The 18,099-nt window shown below is 75.0% G+C and carries 18 protein-coding genes; 15 read left to right on the plus strand and 3 right to left on the minus strand.

Annotated elements, in window-relative coordinates; translation table 11 throughout:
* The first annotated feature begins 62 nt into the window (after positions 1-62).
* The 13 genes from L3X23_RS29610 to L3X23_RS29670 all read left to right on the plus strand — a co-directional run bounded on the left by L3X23_RS29610 (position 63) and on the right by L3X23_RS29670 (position 12,189).
* Positions 63-797, plus strand: coding sequence for a phosphoglyceromutase (locus L3X23_RS29610; protein ID WP_237196341.1), 735 nt, complete (start codon positions 63-65; stop codon positions 795-797).
* A 107-nt stretch (positions 798-904) separates the two neighbouring features.
* Complete coding sequence (locus L3X23_RS29615) at positions 905-2,077, plus strand: cell wall metabolism sensor histidine kinase WalK (RefSeq protein ID WP_237196342.1); 1,173 nt, start codon at positions 905-907, stop codon at positions 2,075-2,077.
* A gap of 164 nt (positions 2,078-2,241) precedes the next feature.
* Complete coding sequence (locus L3X23_RS29620; protein WP_093076482.1) at positions 2,242-2,925, plus strand: response regulator transcription factor; 684 nt, start codon at positions 2,242-2,244, stop codon at positions 2,923-2,925.
* Between the two features lie 50 nt (positions 2,926-2,975).
* Entirely contained in the window at positions 2,976-3,986 is a 1,011-nt protein-coding gene (locus L3X23_RS29625; protein WP_237196345.1) for a Ppx/GppA phosphatase family protein, read from the plus strand.
* On the plus strand, positions 3,983-5,551 hold the full coding sequence (locus L3X23_RS29630) for a Yip1 family protein (protein WP_237196347.1): 1,569 nt from the start codon (positions 3,983-3,985) through the stop codon (positions 5,549-5,551). The genes L3X23_RS29625 and L3X23_RS29630 overlap by 4 nt, the downstream gene beginning before the upstream one ends.
* Positions 5,548-6,345, plus strand: a complete 798-nt coding sequence (locus L3X23_RS29635; RefSeq protein WP_237196349.1) for a sugar phosphate isomerase/epimerase — start codon at positions 5,548-5,550, stop codon at positions 6,343-6,345. The genes L3X23_RS29630 and L3X23_RS29635 overlap by 4 nt, the downstream gene beginning before the upstream one ends.
* A 38-nt stretch (positions 6,346-6,383) precedes the next feature.
* Entirely contained in the window at positions 6,384-7,205 is an 822-nt protein-coding gene (locus L3X23_RS29640) for a thioesterase family protein (protein ID WP_237196350.1), read from the plus strand.
* 44 nt (positions 7,206-7,249) lie between these two features.
* Positions 7,250-8,053, plus strand: coding sequence for a pyrroline-5-carboxylate reductase (gene proC / locus L3X23_RS29645; protein WP_237196352.1), 804 nt, complete (start codon positions 7,250-7,252; stop codon positions 8,051-8,053).
* 147 nt (positions 8,054-8,200) lie between these two features.
* Positions 8,201-8,419: a helix-turn-helix domain-containing protein gene (locus L3X23_RS29650; protein ID WP_237196353.1), complete on the plus strand. Its 219-nt coding sequence runs from the start codon at positions 8,201-8,203 to the stop codon at positions 8,417-8,419.
* 118 nt (positions 8,420-8,537) lie between these two features.
* The gene (locus tag L3X23_RS29655) at positions 8,538-8,639 is read left to right on the plus strand and encodes a 30S ribosomal protein bS22 (protein WP_010241351.1); all 102 of its coding nucleotides are present in this window, start codon (positions 8,538-8,540) and stop codon (positions 8,637-8,639) included.
* Positions 8,640-8,723: 84 nt separating this feature from the next.
* Positions 8,724-9,788 (plus strand): NAD-dependent epimerase/dehydratase family protein, encoded by a 1,065-nt coding sequence (locus L3X23_RS29660; protein WP_237196355.1) that lies wholly within the window; start codon positions 8,724-8,726, stop codon positions 9,786-9,788.
* On the plus strand, positions 9,788-10,915 hold the full coding sequence (locus tag L3X23_RS29665; RefSeq protein ID WP_237196357.1) for a lysophospholipid acyltransferase family protein: 1,128 nt from the start codon (positions 9,788-9,790) through the stop codon (positions 10,913-10,915). Before L3X23_RS29660 ends, L3X23_RS29665 begins: the two co-directional genes overlap by 1 nt.
* Positions 10,912-12,189: a carboxylesterase family protein gene (locus L3X23_RS29670; RefSeq protein WP_237196358.1), complete on the plus strand. Its 1,278-nt coding sequence runs from the start codon at positions 10,912-10,914 to the stop codon at positions 12,187-12,189. Before L3X23_RS29665 ends, L3X23_RS29670 begins: the two co-directional genes overlap by 4 nt.
* A gap of 3 nt (positions 12,190-12,192) precedes the next feature.
* Here the strand turns inward: L3X23_RS29670 and L3X23_RS29675 are convergent, their stop codons facing one another.
* The 3 genes from L3X23_RS29675 to L3X23_RS29685 all read right to left on the minus strand — a co-directional run bounded on the left by L3X23_RS29675 (position 12,193) and on the right by L3X23_RS29685 (position 15,450).
* The gene (locus L3X23_RS29675) at positions 12,193-13,074 is read right to left on the minus strand and encodes an HAD-IB family hydrolase (RefSeq protein WP_093077395.1); all 882 of its coding nucleotides are present in this window, start codon (positions 13,072-13,074) and stop codon (positions 12,193-12,195) included.
* A 224-nt stretch (positions 13,075-13,298) separates the two neighbouring features.
* Complete coding sequence (locus L3X23_RS29680) at positions 13,299-14,657, minus strand: DUF5667 domain-containing protein (RefSeq protein ID WP_093076506.1); 1,359 nt, start codon at positions 14,655-14,657, stop codon at positions 13,299-13,301.
* A 226-nt stretch (positions 14,658-14,883) separates the two neighbouring features.
* Complete coding sequence (locus L3X23_RS29685; protein WP_237198158.1) at positions 14,884-15,450, minus strand: sigma-70 family RNA polymerase sigma factor; 567 nt, start codon at positions 15,448-15,450, stop codon at positions 14,884-14,886.
* Positions 15,451-16,257: 807 nt separating this feature from the next.
* Here L3X23_RS29685 and L3X23_RS29690 point away from each other — a divergent pair.
* Together L3X23_RS29690 and L3X23_RS29695 are read left to right on the plus strand one after the other, a co-directional pair.
* The gene (locus L3X23_RS29690) at positions 16,258-17,790 is read left to right on the plus strand and encodes an AMP-binding protein (protein ID WP_237196363.1); all 1,533 of its coding nucleotides are present in this window, start codon (positions 16,258-16,260) and stop codon (positions 17,788-17,790) included.
* On the plus strand, positions 17,787-18,017 hold the full coding sequence (locus L3X23_RS29695) for a glutaredoxin family protein (protein WP_237196365.1): 231 nt from the start codon (positions 17,787-17,789) through the stop codon (positions 18,015-18,017). The genes L3X23_RS29690 and L3X23_RS29695 overlap by 4 nt, the downstream gene beginning before the upstream one ends.
* Positions 18,018-18,099 lie beyond the last annotated feature (82 nt).

Below are 18,099 nucleotides of genomic sequence, written 5' to 3' on the forward strand. Positions count from 1 at the left end.
AGGCGACCTCGATCACGGAATCCACAGCCTCCGGCCCGCGGCACACGGCCTAGGCTGCTCGCATGCCGACTCTCGTGCTCCTGCGCCACGGCCAGAGCGACTGGAACGTGAAGAACCTGTTCACCGGATGGGTGGACGTCCCGCTGTCCGAGGTGGGCGAGGGGGAGGCGCGCCGCGGCGGCGAGCTGCTCAAGGAGCAGGGCATCCTGCCGGACGTCGTGCACACGTCCCTGCTGCGCCGCGCCATCAACACCGCGAACCTCGCGCTCGACGCCGCGGACCGGCACTGGATCCCCGTCCACCGCGACTGGCGGCTCAACGAGCGGCACTACGGCGCGCTGCAGGGCAAGGACAAGAAGCAGATCCGCGAGGAGTTCGGCGACGAGCAGTTCATGGTGTGGCGCCGCTCCTACGACACCCCGCCGCCGCCCATTGAGAAGGGCTCGCAGTGGTCGCAGGACGCCGACCCGCGCTACGCCGGGATCGACGCGCCCCTGACCGAGTGCCTCGCGGACGTCGTCGTGCGGATGCGGCCGTACTGGGACGAGGCCATCGCGCCGGACCTGCGCGCGGGCAAGGTCGTGCTGGTCGCCGCGCACGGCAACTCGCTGCGCGCGCTGGTCAAGGAGCTCGACGGCATCTCCGACGCCGACATCGCCGGGCTGAACATCCCGACCGGCATCCCGCTTCGCTACGAGCTGGACGACGCGCTCGTGCCGATCACCGAGGGCGGCGAGTACCTGGATCCCGCCGCGGCCGAGGAGGCCATCGCGGGCGTGGCGAACCAGGGTCGGTGAACGCCTCCTGAACGGGGGCCGAACATCCCCCGTTCCGGGAGTCAGGCCGCTCACCTTCGGCGGTTCAGGCTGGTGTTCGGCCTGGTCACCGGGCCTACGATGGGCCCGTGAACCCCGTGGCGTCCGCGATCGGAGTCGCCGTCGCGCTCGGCTTCGGCCTCTGGGCGGGCGTGCTGATCGGGCGCAGCATCAGCCGTCGACCCGCCACCCGACCCGACGTCCGCCGGGGCCCGACCCTCGCCGAGCTGCTGCAGCGCACCTTCCGCACCACCGGGTCCGGGCTGGCCGTGCTGTCCGGCTCCGGCGAGGTGGTGCTGCACAACCGGCGCGCCGCCGAGCTGGGCGTGGTCCGGGCCGGGCGGCCGGACCCCCGAGCCTGGGCCGCCTGCAGGCGGGTGCTCGACGGCGTCGTCGCGACGGACGTCGTCGACCTCGCCCCGCTCGAGGCGCGCGGCAGGCAGCCCGCCGCCGTGATGGCCACCGTGCAGGGGCTCGGTGACGGGTTCACCCTGGTCGAGGCCGCGGACATGTCCGAGTCGGTGCGTCTGGAGGCCACCCGGCGGGACTTCGTCGCCAACGTGAGCCACGAGCTGAAGACGCCGGTCGGGGCCGTCGGGCTCCTCGCCGAGGCGGTGCTCGACTCCAAGGACGACCCGGAGACCGTCGAGCGGTTCGCCTCCAAGATCCTGCGCGAGTCCACCCGGCTCGGGCACCTCGTGACCGAGCTCATCGCGCTGTCGCGGCTCACCGGGGCCGAGGCGCTGCCGGACCTCGAGGAGGTCGAGGTCGACGAGGTCGTCAGCGAGGCGCTGGGCCGCTCCCGGCTCTCCGCCGAGTCCGCGCGGATCGACGTCACCGTCGACGAGCCGTCCGGGATCACCGTCGACGGCGACCGAACGCTGCTGGTCACGGCCCTGTCGAACCTGCTGGAGAACGCCATCGCCTACTCCCCGCCGGACGCGTCGGTGTCGGTGAGCCGCACGGTCGAGGACGGCTGGGTGGAGGTCTCGGTGACCGACCGCGGCATCGGCATCGCCCCCGAGCACCAGGTGCGGGTGTTCGAGCGGTTCTTCCGCGTGGACCCGGCCCGCTCCCGGGCGACCGGGGGGACCGGGCTCGGGCTCGCGATCGTCAAGCACGTGCTGGCGAACCACGGCGGCGAGGTGCGGCTGTGGAGCCGCCCCGGCACCGGCTCGACGTTCACCATGCGACTCCCCGCGGCCCGACCGGTGGCGGGCGACCGAGATCCGGCCGGGGCATCCGGCGTCGGGGGTGTCTGATGAGCCTCCGTCGAGTCCGCGAAGTCCCAGGCGGGCACCTCGCGGCGTTCTCGTCGCGGCCGATCCAACCCCGGGATCGGCCGCTCCTCGGCCTTGCGGGCTACCCACCTGGAACTCCGCGGACTCGACGGAGGCCCATCAGACACCCCCACCTGGAGGATGAGATGACCCGTGTGCTGATCGTCGAGGACGAGGAGTCCTTCGCCGACCCGCTCGCGTTCCTGCTCCGCAAGGAGGGTTTCACCGCCGCCGTCGCCACCACGGGCCAGGAGGCCCTGGAGGAGTTCGACCGCAACGGCGCGGACATCGTGCTGCTCGACCTCATGCTCCCCGGCATGAGCGGCACGGACGTGTGCAAGGCGCTGCGCACCCGCTCCGCCGTCCCCGTGATCATGGTGACGGCGCGCGACTCGGAGATCGACAAGGTCGTCGGGCTGGAGCTGGGCGCGGACGACTACGTCACCAAGCCGTACTCGGCCCGCGAGCTGATCGCCCGCGTGCGGGCCGTGCTGCGGCGCGGCGGCGACGGCCCGGAGTCCGACGACGCCGGGGTCCTGGAGGCCGGTCCGGTGCGGATGGACGTCGAGCGGCACGTGGTGTCGGTCAACGGCGCGGACGTCCCGCTGCCGCTCAAGGAGTTCGACCTCCTCGAGTACCTGCTGCGCAACGCGGGCCGGGTGCTGACCCGCGGCCAGCTCATCGACCGGGTGTGGGGCGCGGACTACGTGGGCGACACCAAGACCCTCGACGTCCACGTGAAGCGGTTGCGCGCCAAGGTGGAGCAGGACCCGGGCACTCCGCAGCACCTCGTCACCGTCCGCGGGCTCGGGTACAAGTTCGAGGGGTGAGGGTCACGCTCGGGGCACGGTCGGGGCACGGGCCGGTAACCTGACCCGCCGTGCGACTGGGAGTGCTCGACGTCGGGTCCAACACCGTCCATCTGCTGGTGGTGGACGCGCAGCGGGGCGGCCACCCCACCCCGGCGACGTCGATCAAGTCGGAGCTGCGGCTCGCCGAGCACCTCGACGCCCGCGGGGCGCTGACCGACGCCGGCACGTCGTCCCTGCTCAAGGCCGTGGTGGCGGCGCGGGACTCGGCGGCCGACCTCGGCTGCGACGACATGATCGCGTTCGCGACCTCCGCCCTGCGGGACGCGTCGAACTCCGCCGCCGTGCTCGGCCGGGTCCGGTCCGAGACCGGGGTGGCCCTCGAGGTGCTGCCCGGGGAGGACGAGGCGCGGTACACCTTCCTGGCGGTGCGGCGCTGGTACGGCTGGTCGGCGGGGCGGCTGCTCTGCCTGGACATCGGCGGGGGCTCCCTGGAGCTCGCGGCGGGGCGGGACGAGCACCCCGCGGCCGCGGCCTCGCTGCCGCTCGGTGCGGGCAGGCTGACCCGCGAGTGGTTCTCCGCGGACCCGCCGTCTCGCCGCGAGATCGAGGCGCTGCGCGAGAAGGTGGACGCCGACCTGGCGCCGGTCGCCCGCGAGCTGCGGCGGGTGGGCGAGCCGGACCTCACGGTGGGCACGTCGAAGACCTTCCGCTCGCTGGCCCGCCTGACGGGCGCGGCGCCGTCCGGGGCGGGGCCGCGGGCCCGGCGCGTGCTGACCCACCAGGGGCTGCGCCAGCTCGGCTCGTTCATCAGCCGGATGTCCTCCGGCGACCTCGCCGAACTGGAGGGCGTGAGTCCCTCCCGGGCGCACCAGCTGGTCGCCGGCGCGGTCGTCGCGGAGGCCGCGATGCGGGCGTTGAAGATCACCGAACTCGACATCTGCCCCTGGGCGCTGCGCGAAGGGGTGATCTTCCGACGGCTCGACACGCTCGATGGGTCGACCCGTGGCGACCGCTCGGCGCAGGACGCGCCCCCATCACTTGGACCCTTGACGCCGGAACAGGCACGGTGTAGCGGATGAGCTCCGAAACCGACCAGCCGCGCCAGCGCACGGTCGCCGAGCTCCTCGCCGAGAACGGCGGGGCGGCGACCGGGCGTCGTCGGCGCCGCCGAGACGACGACGACCCCGCCGCCGGAGGCGTTCCCGGCTCGACCGCGGAGGCCCCCGCCCCGGGGCCCTTCGTGGGCCGCCCGGGCGGCCGCGCCGAGCGGCGCGCCGCCGAGGAGGCGCGGCAGCAGCAGCCCGCGAGCTGGTTGGAGCGCGAGGAGCAGCCCGAGGGCGGCGGCGTGGGCGGCGCTGCGGGCGGCGCGGTTCGGAACGGCGGCTACGGCGCCGGGGCGAACGGTGCGGGAGCGAACGGTGCGGGAGCGAACGGTGCCGGGGCGAACGGTGCGGGAGCGAACGGTGCCGGGGCGAGCGGTGCCGGGATGAGCGGTGCCGGGGTCGACCCGCGCGCGACCGGTCGCCGGCCGGGGCCCGCCCAGAACGGGTTCCCGCGCAACGGTTCGGGCCAGCCGGCCAGGCCGCCCGCCCCGCCCGCCGCCATGCCGGGCGCCGGGGCGCCCGCGAACCCCTGGTCCGCGGCCGGGGACCGGTCCCGCAGCAACGCGCGGTCGGACTGGTCGCGCGGGGGCGCGCCCGCCCCCCAGACCCAGGCCCAGCCCCCGTCGCAGTCCCAGGCCCAGCCCCCGTCGCAGTCCCCGCCCGTCCCCGAGCGGGACCGTGCCGCGCGCCAGGACTGGGACCGCAACGGCGCCCAGGCCTGGAACCGCGGCCCGGCGGCCACCCCCCGGACCAGCCCGCCGCAGGGCGCGCCGGCGCAGAGCCCCTGGCCCGGGCGCGGCGGCGCGCAACCCGGCGCCGCGGGCGGGGCACCGAGCAACTCCCGCGGAGCGGGCGCGGCGAACGCGGCCGGTGCGGCGAACGCGGCCGGTGCGGCGAACGCGGCCGGTGCGGCGAACGCGACAGGTGCGGCCGGACTGTCCGGCGCGGCCTGGCCCGGCACGGCGGCCCGTCGCGGGACGGCCCCGGAACGCGAGACGGAGCAGCTCGGCAGGCTCGGCGCCGCCGAGGAGCCGCTGACCGCCCCGTTCACGGCGGCACCGGCGGTCTCCGACGGCGGCCCGCCCACCCAGCTGGGCGCCCCGCCGATCGAGGACGAGGACGCCGACGGCGGACCTCCGACGCAGCTCGGCGCGCCGCTCCTGGACGACGACGAGGACGAGGACGAGGCCGGCACCGACTACGCCGCCCCCGCGGGCCTCGGCCGCCGCGCGGCCCGGGACGCCGACCACGTCGACGACGAGGAGGACGAGGACGAGGGCACGCCGCAGGGGTGGGCCGTCGTCATCGGGCAGTGGATCGCGGGCGCGCTGGTCGGCGCCGGGATCTGGGTCGGCTTCCGCTACCTGTGGTTCAACCTGCCGGTCGTGGCCCTGGCCGCGGCGGTGATCATCACCGTGGGGCTGGTGCTCGGCGTCCGCGCCCTGCTGCGCAACGACGACCTGCGCACCACGGTCTTCGCCGTCGGCGTGGGGCTGCTGCTCACCGTCTCGCCCGCGATCCTGGTACTCCTGGAGAGGTGACCACCGGCCCACCGGTCGCGCTGTCGACCGCCTCGGTCTATCCCGAGCCCGCCGCGGCGGCGTTCGAGCTCGCGTCCGAGCTGGGGTACGACGGCGTCGAGCTGATGGTGTGGACGGACCCCGTGTCGCAGGACGTCCGGGCCGTGCGGCGGCTGTCGGAGCGCCACGGGATGCCCGTGCTGGCCGTGCACGCGCCCTGTCTGGCCGTGACGCAGCGGGTCTGGGGGTCGGACCCGATCGCCCGGCTCCGCCGCTCGGTGGGCGCCGCGGAGCACCTCGGGGCGCGCACGGTCGTCGTGCACCCGCCGTTTCGCTGGCAGCGCCGCTACGCCGCCGCCTTCGCCGACGAGGTGGCCCGCGCGGGCGAGGTCGCGGACGTGCGGCTCGCCGTGGAGAACATGTTCCCCGTGTCGCGGTTCGGGGTCCGGCGGGTGCCGTACGCGCCCGGGTTCGACCCCACCGAGGTCGGCCACCGCTTCTACACCCTCGACCTCTCGCACACGGCCGCCGCGGGCACGGACGCCCTGGAGCTGCTGGACCGGATGGGCGAGGGGCTCGTCCACCTGCACCTCACCGACGGCACCGGGGCACCGCGTGACGAGCACCTGGTCCCGGGCCGCGGGACCCAGCCCTGCGCGGAGGTGTGCGAACGCGTCGCCGGCTTCGACGGTGTCGTGGTGCTCGAGGTCAGCACCCGGCGCTGCCGCACCCGGGAGCAGCGGGCGGCGCTGCTCGCCGAGTCGCTGGTCTACGCCCGGCTGCACCTCGCCGCCGCCCCCGAGCCCTCGCTCTGACGATCACAGGCGCCGGCGCCTGTGATACGACTGCCTGCATGACGACCACCGAGCGGCCGTTCTCGACGGCGACCGCCCTCACCGCGCACGACGGCGGCCGGTACACCGCGGAGCTGGGTACACGGTTCACCATCGGGGGGAAGGCCCACGGCGGCCTGTTGATGGTGCTGCTGGCCAAGGCGGGGCTCGCCCGGCTGGCCTCCGAGCTCGGCCGCGAGGTCGACCCGGTGGTGGTGAGCACGGAGTTCCTGCGCGCGCCCGAGCTGGGCACGGTCGACCTGGACACCGAGGTGGTCAAGCTGGGCAGGCAGGCCTCGATCGCCACGGTGCGGATGGCGCAGGCCGGCAGGCTCGTGCTGTCCGCCACGGTCACCGGCGGCGCGCTCCCGGACGCGGACCCGCGGTGGCTCGTCCCCACCGAGATGCCCGCCGAGCCGCCCGCGGACGCGCGGGAGGCGGTCCCGGACGTCCGGACCCCCGGGGAGGGGCTCGCGGCCGCCACCGAGGCCCGCTACGACGCCGGCACCATGGCCTTCCTGCGCGGCGAGACCGGCGACCCGCAGATCCGCGGGTGGATGCGCCCCCGCGGCGAGGACCCCGACCCGCTGTTCGCGCTGCTGGCGGGGGACGCGCTGCCGCCCACCCTGTTCAACCTCGGCGGCGACTTCGGCTGGGCGCCGACGGTGCAGCTCACCGCGCTGCTGCGCGCCCACCCCGCGCCCGGCTGGCTGCGCCTGGAGTCCCGCTCGGAGATGGTCGCGGGCACCTGGTTCGACGAGGACTGCACCGTCCGGGACTCCCGCGGCATGATCGTCTGCCAGGCCCGCCAGCTCGCCCTCGCGCCCTTGCCGCGCGGGTAGCCCGGGCGGGAGGACCGGCCTGCGCGCGGGCTACCGTTCGGCGCATGACACGAATCGCCGTGCTGGGTGCAGGGAAGATCGGGGAGGCGCTGCTCGCGGGGCTGTTGGCGGCGGGCCGACCGGCGGCCGACCTCGTGTTCACCGAGCGGCACCCGGAGCGGGCGGCGGAGCTCACCCGGCGGCTCGGGGTCGAGTCCGCCGACGTCCCGAAGGCCGCGGCGGAGGCGGACGTCGTCGTGGTCGCCGTGAAGCCCCAGGACATCGCCCCCGTGCTGACCGACCTGAAGCCTGCGCTGCGCCCCGGGACGCTCGTCGTGAGCCTGTGCGCGGGCCTGCCGACCGCGCTGTTCGAGGGCGGGCTGCCCGAGGGCACCCCGGTCGTGCGGGTCATGCCGAACACCCCGATGGTCGTCGGAGAGGCGATGAGCGCGGTCTCCGGCGGCACCCACGCCACCCCGGAGCACCTCGCGCTCGTCGAGGAGCTGCTGGGCGCCGTCGGCGCGGTCGTGCGGGTCCCGGAGAGCCAGCAGGACGCCGTCACCGCGCTGTCCGGCTCCGGGCCCGCGTACTTCTTCTTCCTGGTCGAGGCCATGATCGACGCGGGGATCCTGCTCGGGCTGCCGCGCGCCGTCGCCGCCGACCTCATCATCCAGTCCGCCTACGGGGCCGCCACGATGCTGCGCGAGTCCAGCGACCACCCGGTCCTGCTGCGCGAGGCCGTGACCTCGCCCGCGGGCACCACGATCGCGGCGATCCGCGAGCTGGAGCGCCACGGCGTGCGGGCCGCGTTGATCGATGCCATCGAGGCCGCCCGGGACCGGAGCGTCGAGTTGGGACGCTCGGTGTAGGTCCGTTGACCCGAATGTAGGAGCACGTGTCACCCTGACGCGCGCCTGAAGACCCCGCGCGTGTGGCATGGTGTGTCGAAGGCGTCACACCGGTCCCGCTATCCTCACAGGGAACAGTGGGTGGCGAACGGGGAAGGCGGTGTCCGGATGGACGACCGAGAGCAGTCCGGCCGGCCCGAGAACCTCTCCGCGGTGCAGTTCCTGACCGTGGCCGAGGTCGCCGCGATGATGCGCGTCTCCAAGATGACCGTGTACCGGCTGGTGCACGGCGGAGAGCTGCCCGCAGCCCGGGTGGGGCGGTCGTTCCGGGTGCCCAAGCGCGCCGTCGAGGACTACCTGCGCCACGCGTACTTCGACGCGGGCTGAGCCGGCCCCCCGGGCGGCGGTGTCCGCCCGCCGGGTAGGATCGCCAGCCGGTAGTCGTCTCGCCGTGTGCACCCGCGTGCGCGGGAGTTGAGTGAAGCTGCAGTAGGAGGTACCGCGCATGGGTTCGGTCATCAAGAAGCGTCGCAAGCGGATGTCGAAGAAGAAGCACCGCAAGCTGCTGCGCAAGACCCGCGTCCAGCGTCGCAAGCTCGGCAAGTGAGGTACCGGGTCCCGTCCTGCTGAGGGCGGGGCCCGCTTCCGTTCCGCGACGAACACCCGTTCCGCGACGAGACAGGTCGTGCCCGTGACGCCTTCGGGACCGCAGCCCCTGGACCGGCCCTCCGTCGTGCTCGTGACCGGTGTCAGCCGCTTCCTCGGCGGCAATCTCGCGGCCCGGCTGGCCGCGGATCCCGCGATCGAGCGGGTCCTCGGGGTGGACACGGTCCCGCCCTCGCGGGACATGCTCCGCCGGATGGGCCGCGCCGAGTTCGTCCGCGCGGACATCCGCAACCCCCTCATCTCCAAGGTCATCGCCGGTGCGGGCGTCGACACCGTGGTGCACGCCGCGCTGTCGGCGAGCCCCGGTTCGTCCGGTGGCCGCACGGCGATGAAGGAGATGAACGTCATCGGCACCATGCAGCTGCTCGCCGCCTGCCAGAAGGCGGAGCGCGTGCGGCGCGTGGTGCTCAAGTCGACGACCGCGGTCTACGGCTCCGGGTCCCGCGACCCCGCGCTGTTCGACGAGTCGATGACCCCCAAGGACCTCCCGTCCGGCGGCTACGCGAAGGACGCCGCCGAGATCGAGGGGTACCTGCGCGGGTTCGCCCGCCGCCGCCCGGACGTCGGGACCACGGTGCTGCGGTTCTGCAACTACGTCGGCCCGCGCATCGACACCGTGATGACCCGGTACTTCGCGCTCCCCGTGGTGCCGACCGTCCTCGGGTTCGACGCGCGCATGCAGTTCCTCCACGAGGAGGACGCGCTCGCGGTGCTGGAACGGGCCGCCACCCACGACCTCCCGGGCGTCTACAACGTGGCGGCGGACGGCGTGCTCATGCTGTCGCAGGCCATCCGCCGGGCCGGTCAGGTCCAGGTCCCGGTGCCCTCCCCGGCCGTCGGCCCGGTCGGCAGGCTGCTGCGGGGCGCGCGGATCGTGGACTACAGCCCCGAGCAGATGCGGTTCCTGCACTTCGGTCGGGTGGTCGACACGACCAGGCTCAAGGAGCGCTTCGGCTTCGCGCCGCGGTGGACCACCGTGCAGGCCTTCGACGACTACGTCCGCGGCCGTGCGCTGCGTCCCGTCCTCGGCCGGGACCGGCTCGAGGCGGCCGAGCGGACCGTGCTGCGCGCGGTGAAGGTGCTCGGCTGATGGTGGAGAAGAACGGGAAGGGGGCTCGGGTGCCGGAGGCACGCGTCATCCCGCTGCACGCCGACGACACGGGTGGGCGCACGCGCTGGCGGCTGGGGGCGGGGGAGACCCGTCCGCGGGGCCGCTCCGACCGCGAACCGTCCGGGCGCGCCCGCCGTTCCGACGCGGGGACCTCGGGTCCCTCGAGCACCTCGAGGGCGTCGACCACGCCGCGCCCGCGGCCGCCCGCGGACGACGCGCCGCCGCAGACGCCGCCGATCGCGGTCGTCCCGGACCCGGAGCCCCCGGCCTGGGAGTCGGCGCTGGAGTCGGCGCTGCGCTTCGTGCGGCGCAGGCTCGCGGGCGACTACCCGGTCGACGAGTTCGGCTACGACCCCGAGCTCGCCGAGTCCGTGATCGCCCCCGTGCTCCAGCCGCTCTACCAGCACTGGTTCCGGGTCGAGACGATCGGGATGCAGCACGTGCCGGACAGCGGCGGCGCCCTGATCGTCGCCAACCACTCCGGCACCCTGCCGCTCGACGCGCTGATGACCATCCAGGCCCTGCACAGCGAGCACCCCACGCGGCGGCGGCTGCGGCTGCTCGGCGCGGACCTGATGTTCCGGCTGCCGATCGTGGGCGAGCTCGCCCGCAAGAACGGCGCCACGCTCGCCTGCAACCCCGACGCCGAGCGGCTGATGGGCTCCGGGGAGCTCGTCGGCGTCTTCCCCGAGGGCTTCAAGGGGATCGGGAAGCCCTTCGCGGACCGCTACAAGCTGCAGCGCTTCGGCCGCGGCGGGTTCGTCTCGGCCGCGCTGCGCACCGGCGTGCCGATCATCCCGTGCTCCATCGTCGGGGCCGAGGAGACCTACCCGAAGATCGGCGACGTGGCACCCCTGGCCCGGCTGCTGGGCGCGCCGTACTTCCCGATCACGCCGACCTTCCCGCTGCTCGGCCCGCTGGGGCTCGTGCCGCTGCCGTCGAAGTGGTACATCGAGTTCGGCGAGCCGATCATGCTGGACCGCTACACCCCGGCGGACGCCGAGGACCCCATGCTCGTCTTCAACCTCACCGACCAGGTGCGCGAGACGATCCAGCACACGCTCTACCGGCTGCTGTCCCAGCGCCGCAACGTCTTCCTCGGTTGATCCGGTTCGAACCGCCCGCGGGCCCGGTCCTCGGGCGCCGTGACGGGGCCGTCGTCCGGGTGCGCGGGGTGCCCTACGCCCACGCCGCGCGGTTCGGCCTGCCGCGCCCGCCGACGCGCTTCACGGAGCCGTTCCCCGCGCTGGAGGCGGGCCCGGCCGCGCGCCAGGAGCGGTCGGCGACGCTCACCGCGCTGGTCGGCGAGGTCACGGGCGGGACCGTCGGAGAGGACTGTCAGCGGCTCACGATCACCCTGCCCGCGGACGTCCGGCCGGAGGAGCGGCTGCCCGTGCTCGTCTGGATCCACGGCGGGTCCTACGAGACGGGCGCGGGGGACGCCCCCGTCTACGACCCACAGGCGCTGGTCGAGGAGCAGCGGCTCGTCGTGGTGACCGTGGGCTACCGGCTCGGCCTCCTCGGCTACCTGGGCATGGACGGCGTCGCACCGGCGAACCTGGGGCTGGTCGACCAGCTCGCGGCGCTGCGGTGGGTGCACACGAACATCGCGGCCTTCGGCGGCGACCCGGCCGCCGTCACCGTGGCGGGGCAGTCCGCGGGCGGAGACGCGGTGGCGCACCTGATGATCAGCGACGGGGCGCGGGGGCTGTTCCGGCGGGCGATCGTGCAGTCCGCCCCGCTGGCCACCACGAGCGGACGCTCGCGGATGGGGGATGCGATGGCCCGCGCCGTCGGCACCCCGCCGCCGTCGGCCTCCGTCGAGGACCTGCTGGCGCTGCACCGCGTCGCGGCGAAGGCCGCGAAGCCCTTCGGCCTCGCGGGCGGGATGCCGTTCGGGGTCCGGTACGGGCGCCCGCCGCTGCCGCCGCAACGGCAGCGGGCGGCGGCCTGGCGGGCCTGCGCCCCGGAGATCGACCTGCTGATCGGGGCGACGGCCGCGGAGGCGGGCCTGCTGCTGGGGTCCGCACCCGGCCCGGTCGGCCGGGCACTCGTCGCGGGCGCCACCCGGCTGATCTACGGCGGCCCGGCGCGCGCCTTCGCCCGCAGACACCGCCGGGCGGGCGGGCGCGCGGTGCACTACACGATGACCTGGGCGCCCCGCGGCAGCCGCTACGGCGCCGCGCACATCGTCGACCTGCCGCTGCTGTTCGGCGCCCGCGCGGGCTGGGCGGGCGCCGCCCTGCTCGGCGACACCCCGTGGGCGGAGGTCGACGAGCTCGGCCGCCGCTTCCGCGCGGTCTGGGGCGCCTTCGTCCGCACCGGCGAGGTCCCCGCCCCGGTGGCGGACGCCGCCCGGGACGTCCTCACCCTGAGCTGAGGCTCAGCGCTTGCGGTAGGCCAGACCCGCGGCGACCGCACCCGCGACCGCACCCGCGCCGAGCACGCTCGGCACGCCGATACGGGCGGCCTTGCGGCCGGTGCGGAAGTCCCGGACCTGCCAGCCGCGCTCCTTGGCCACGTCCCGCAGCTCGGAGTCCGGGTTGACGGCCACCGCGGTGCCCACGGCCGAGAGCATGGGCACGTCGTTCACCGAGTCCGAGTAGGCGGTGCAGCGGCGCAGGTCCAACCCCTCGGTCACGGCCAGCGCGCGCACCGCGTGCGCCTTCGCCGGGCCGTGCAGGATCTCACCGACCAACCGGCCCGTGTAGTGCCCGTCGACGCTCTCGGCGACGGTCCCGAGCGCCCCGGTCAGCCCCAGCCTGCGCGCGATGATCAGCGCGAGCTCCACCGGGGTGGCGGTGACCAGCCAGACGCGCTGCCCGGCGTCGAGGTGCATCTGGGCCAGCGCGCGGGTGCCCGCCCAGATGCGGTCCGCCATCAGCTCGTCGTAGATCTCCTCGCCGAGCGCCACGACCTCGTCGACCGGGCGCCCGGCCACGAACGACAGCGCGGTGTCCCGGTGCCCGGCGATCCCGGTCTTGTCCTCGCGGCCACCGACCCGGAACTTGAGCTGCTGCCAGGCGAACCCGGCCAGGTCCGAGGTGGTGAAGAACTTGCGCGCGGCCAGTCCGCGGGCGAAGTGGAAGATCGAGGCGCCGACCATCATCGTGTTGTCGACGTCGAAAAAGGCGGCGGCGGTCAGGTCCAGCTCGGCCGCCGCGAGCGAGCCCGCGGGCGGCGCGGTCTCCCCGGCGGCCACGGCGGCGGCCGCGGAGGCCTCACCCGCCCGCTGCGACCGGTCCAGCGCGCTGACCGACGCCATCACGTCGGCGGACTCGGCGACACCCGCGACCTGTGCCCGCCCGTCCGCGTCCTGCTCCCTGACCACCTGTATCTACCGCCACCTCGGAGTCGACCAGCCGGTCACCACAGTCCAGCCGGTGACCACAGTACCGACGCGGGCCCGCACGGAACGAGGGCCGCGCGGTGCCCCTCGTCGTGAGAGGAGCCACCGCGCGGCCCTGAGGCGGAGCTCGGTCGCCCGGGTCAGCCCAGCGTGATGGAGGGCAGGCCCGGCAGCAGCGGCGGCAGGTTGATCGGGGGTAGCAGCCCGCCGCCCCCGCCGCTCCCGCCGCCGTTGTGCCGGTCGTCGGATCCCGACGAACCCGTGGACGAGCCGCTCGACGTCGTGGAGCTCGGGCTCCCCGGAGTCGTCGACGTGGTCGAGGACTCCTGACCGCCCAGCAGCGGGTCGAGGAGGTCGCCCTCCTGCTGCGGGGCGGTGGTGCCGGTCGGCGCCGTGGTCTCGGTGGCCGACTCCGGCGTGGCGGACTCGGTGCCCGCCCCGCCGCGGGCGGACGACGACCCCGAGGGGCCCGCCTGCACGGCCGAGCCGGACGAGCGCGCGGCGTTCGGGGCCGGGACGCACGTGCCGGTCGCCGGGATCGGGCCGAGATCGTCGACGCCGTCGCTGACCTCGGTGCACCCCATCCGGGCCTGCAGCGCGGCGGACCGCTCGGCCACCCGCTCCATCAGCCGCGCGGAGTCGGCCGCGCCCGGGACCTGACCGCTCCCGGACTGCAGCGCGGCGAGCGTGTCCGACTGGCGGTGCGCCCAGGCGCCCAGGTCCTCGAGGCTCGCCTCGCTCGGGTCCGGGCCGGCGAGCACCATCCGGGAGCCTTCGCTCGCGGCGGTGTCGAAGGCCCGCAGCGCGGCCTCGTAGGTCGCGGCGTCCGGGGTCCGGCCCGCCTGGCGCAGCGACTCGATCTCGGCCAGCCGGGTCGCGGCGATGTCGAGATGGCGCTTCGCCTGGGCGGCGTCCCCGAAGGTGAAGGCCGAGCCCGTGGACTCGGACATCAGCTTCATGGAGTAGAGCGAGTCCCCGGGCAGCGCGCCCTGGCTCATCGCCGCGGTGCCGCCGACCAGCGCGACCAGCCCGGCCGCCGCGGCCGCACCGACCAGCGCGACGCGCCGCCCGGTCTTGGGCCGCCGCGGGTTCTCCGGGTGGTTGGCGGGCAGGTTGTGCCGCTTGCGGCCCTTGCGGCCGACCATCGACACGACGTCGGCGACCGGCTCGGCGACCGGCTCGGCGTCCTCGGGCGCGGGCTCCTCGTCCCGGGCCGCGGCGATCACCTGGGTCGGGCCGAGGTCGACCGGCGGGATCGGCGCCATGACGGCGGTGCGCTCCGCGTCGGACTCGGGCGGAGCGGTCTGCCACTCCTGCTCGAGGCGGGCGAAGAAGTCCCCCCGCATGCGGTCGGCCGCGTCCGGGTCCGGGCTGAGGTCGACACGGCTGCGGTCGAGGGCGGCCGCGAGCGCGAGCTCGTGCTCCAGCTCCTCGTCCGGGCCGTAGTACAGCTCGGCGTCCCAGCGCTCCTCGTCGGAGCCCCATCGTCCCGAGGCCATGTTCGCCGTCCTCACTGCATCCCTGCGCTGTTCGCCTGCGCTCGGCCCGATCGGGGCCTCGCGCTCCATCGACGTTCACCCACACAACGAGGCGAACGGTCGTCGGTTACGGCACAGGGACCGTTCACCGCTTGGTGTAGCTCACTCGTCGCAGGAGTAACGACAAGCATGTAGTTCGCGATATGTGGCGCACTCATCGCGGAGGCGGCGCTCGCGGGGCCGACCCTCATCGGAGCCCCTCCGGCATGAGCTGTCCCAGCCGACGGACGGCGCGGTGCTGGAGGGCCTTGACCGCGCCCTCCGCGCGGTTCATCCGCTCGGCGGTCTCGGCGACGGAGAGCCCCTGGAGGAAGCGCATCCGGATGCAGTCCTGCTGATCGGCGTTGAGCTTGTCGATCGCCTTGAGCAGCTCGGAGTTCGTGGCGTTCTCGATGACCTGCTGCTCGGGGCCGTGCGTGGTCGGGGAGTGCTCGACCATGTCGGCCGTCGTGGACTCCAGGCGGTAGCGGCTGGACTTCACGTGGTCGAAGATCAGGTTCCGGGCGATGGTGACGAACCACGCCCCGATGTCGCGGCCCTGGTAGCTGACCGACGAGATGCGGCGCAGCGCGCGCAGGAAGGTCTCCTGGGTGAGGTCCTCGGCCAGGGTGCGGTCACCCAGCCGGAACAGCACGTACCGGAACACGACGTCCTGGTACCGCGCGTACAGCTCGCGGAACGCGTCCTGGTCGCCCGCCTGGCAGGCCTTGACCAGGACCCAGCTGCCCATGGACTCGTCGTTGGGGTCCGGCATGGCCTGGGCCTGCGCTGCCTGGGTGGCCTCGGGGGCCTGCGCGGCCTGCGGCGGCTGCGTCCGACCCGGCGGCGGTCCGCCCGCGGGCGGCCGTCCCTGGACGGGCGGCGCCTGCGGCCGCGAGAAGGGAGGAGCGACGGGGGGAGCGGTCACGGGCGCCTGCCGGGGAGTGGGCCGACCGTCCACCGCCGCGCGGCCGAGGCTCGCGGTGGCGGTGTGGTCGGGCTGGGCCGGGGGAGCGGAGGTCTCCGGGGTACCGGGGACGACGTCGGCGGGGGTACCGGGCGGCGGGGCCGCGGGGAGCTCGGCCCCGCCCGCGCCGGTGCGGGCCACGCCGGGTCCGACCTGCCTGGGCAGGCCGGACCACGCCGCGGAACCCCGTCCGGAGGAGACCTGACCCGCGGAGCCGAACCGCTCCACCGGGAGCAGTCCCTCGGGTCGCATCGAGGAGGTCATGAAGCCTGGGCGACCCGGTCGCGAAGGGCGGGACCGGGGCGGCACCCGGGAACCCGCGGTGCGCCGGCGACAGACTGCATGCCACTCCCTTGGGTGAGGTCTCGTGCCGTTCCCGGAGGAGCGGCGTTGGAAGGTTGTGGGGGTGGACCCTAGGGGAGCCCGGCGCCACCACCGAGGGCGCCACCGCTCGCCGAGTCTCTTATCCGGTGAGCGGACGGTCACGCGCGGTCAACGTGGTGGTAGCGCAGTGTGTCCGGTCGATCGCACCGAATCGGGCGTGTCGGCGCACCGTCGGGCGCATGCCCCTTGCGCCCTACGGCCCCGCCCCGCAACGCCACTAGTCTTGCCGGGGTGCAGCCAACCGAGTCGGTCTCCCACCTCGGCGCGCTGGTCCGCCGCGCGGCGGTCCGGGCACCCGAGCACGCCGCGGTCGTGGACGTCACCGCCGGACGCACGCTGACCTGGGCGGAGCTCGACGCCGCCGCGAGCGCCGAGGCCGCGCGCCTCGCCGCCGCCGGGATCGCGCCGGGGGACCGGGTCGTGCTGGTCCTGCCCAACGGGGTCGGCTTCTGCGTCGCCCTGTTCGGGGCGCTGCGGGCCGGGGCGATCGCGGTCCCCGTCGGTCAGCGGTCCGTGGCGCGCGAGGTCGCGGAGATCCTCGCGGACGCCCGCCCCGCGGCGGTCGTCACCGAGGCGGGCGTGGCCGCGGACGTCGCCGCCGAGGCGACCGTCCCGGTGCTGTCGCCGCCGGACCCGGACGCCCGGACGGGTGAGCCGCTCGCCGACCCGCCGGGCGGCGAGGCGATCGCCCTGCTCGTCTACACCTCCGGCACCACCGGACGCCCCCGCGGCGTCCAGCTGTCCCACCGGGCGCTGCTCGCGAACCGGGAGCAGACCGCCGCGCTGCGGCCCGCGCCGGTCACCCCCGCGGACCGGGTGCTGCTCGCGCTGCCGCTGTTCCACAGCTTCGGCCTGGCGGCGGGCCTGCTGCAGGTCGCCTGGTCCGGGGCCACCGCGGTGCTCACCGAGCGGTTCGACCCGCAGGCCACCCCGGGGATCCTGCGCGAGCACCGGGTGAGCGGGGTCGCGGGCGTGCCGTCGATGTACCGGGCCCTGCTGGACGTCGACCCCGCCGAGCTGCGTGCGGCCCTGGAGGGCGTGCGCATCTGCACCTCGGGCGGCGCGCCGCTGCCCCCCGCGTGGATGACGGCGTTCCGCGAGGCCACCGGGATGGAGGTCCTGGAGGGCTACGGGCTGTCCGAGGCGGGGCCGGTGGTCACCAGCAACGTGCCCGGCCGGTCCAAGCCCGGTTCGGTGGGGCGCCCGCTGCCCGGCGTCGAGCTGCGGTTGGTCGACGCCGAGGGGCAGCCGCTCGCGGACCGGCCCGCCGAGGAGCTGGAGGAGGGAGACCCCTCGGACGACTTCTCCGACACCGGGGACGACACCGGGCTGGTGTCCGTCCGCGGCCCCAACCTGTTCTCCGGCTACTGGCCGGACGGCGCGGGCGGCCCGGACGCGGACGGCTGGTTCCGCACCGCGGACGTCGGCTACCTCGACGCCGAGGGCGACCTCCACCTCGTCGACCGTTCCTCCGATCTGGTGATCGTCAACGGCTTCAACGTCTACCCGCGCGAGGTGGAGCAGGTGCTGCTCGCCCTCGACGGGGTGCAGGAGGTGGCCGTCGTCGGGATCCCGGACGACCGGACCGGCGCCGCGGTCAAGGCGGTGCTGGTGGCGGAGGGGGTGGACGAGGACGCGGTCCGGCAGTGGTGCGCCCTGCGGCTGGCCCGGTTCAAGCGGCCCACCGTGATCTCCTTCGTCGACGAGCTGCCGCGCACGCCCACCGGCAAGATCGCGCGCCGGGTCCTGGCGGTGACCTCGTGAGGGTCACGGTGCTGACGCGGGTGGGCTGTCACCTCTGCGAGGTCGCCGAGTCCGACGTGGCCCGGATCTGCGGCGAGCTGGGCGTGGAGTGGACCACCGAGGACGTCGACGCCGACGACGAGCTGCGCGCCGAGTACGGCGACATGGTCCCGGTCATCCAGATCGACGGGAGGACCCACGGCTACTACACGGTCGAGGAGGCGCGCCTCCGCAAGGCCCTGACCTGACGCAGTGTGGCTCCACGATGCGGGGGGCGGTGGGGAGATCACCGTTTCGTCACATCCTCCGGGACCGCCCTGGCGGAGGATG

This window comes from Pseudonocardia sp. WMMC193 (assembly GCF_021728735.1).
GTDB classification, from domain to species: Bacteria; Actinomycetota; Actinomycetes; order Mycobacteriales; family Pseudonocardiaceae; genus Pseudonocardia; species Pseudonocardia oroxyli.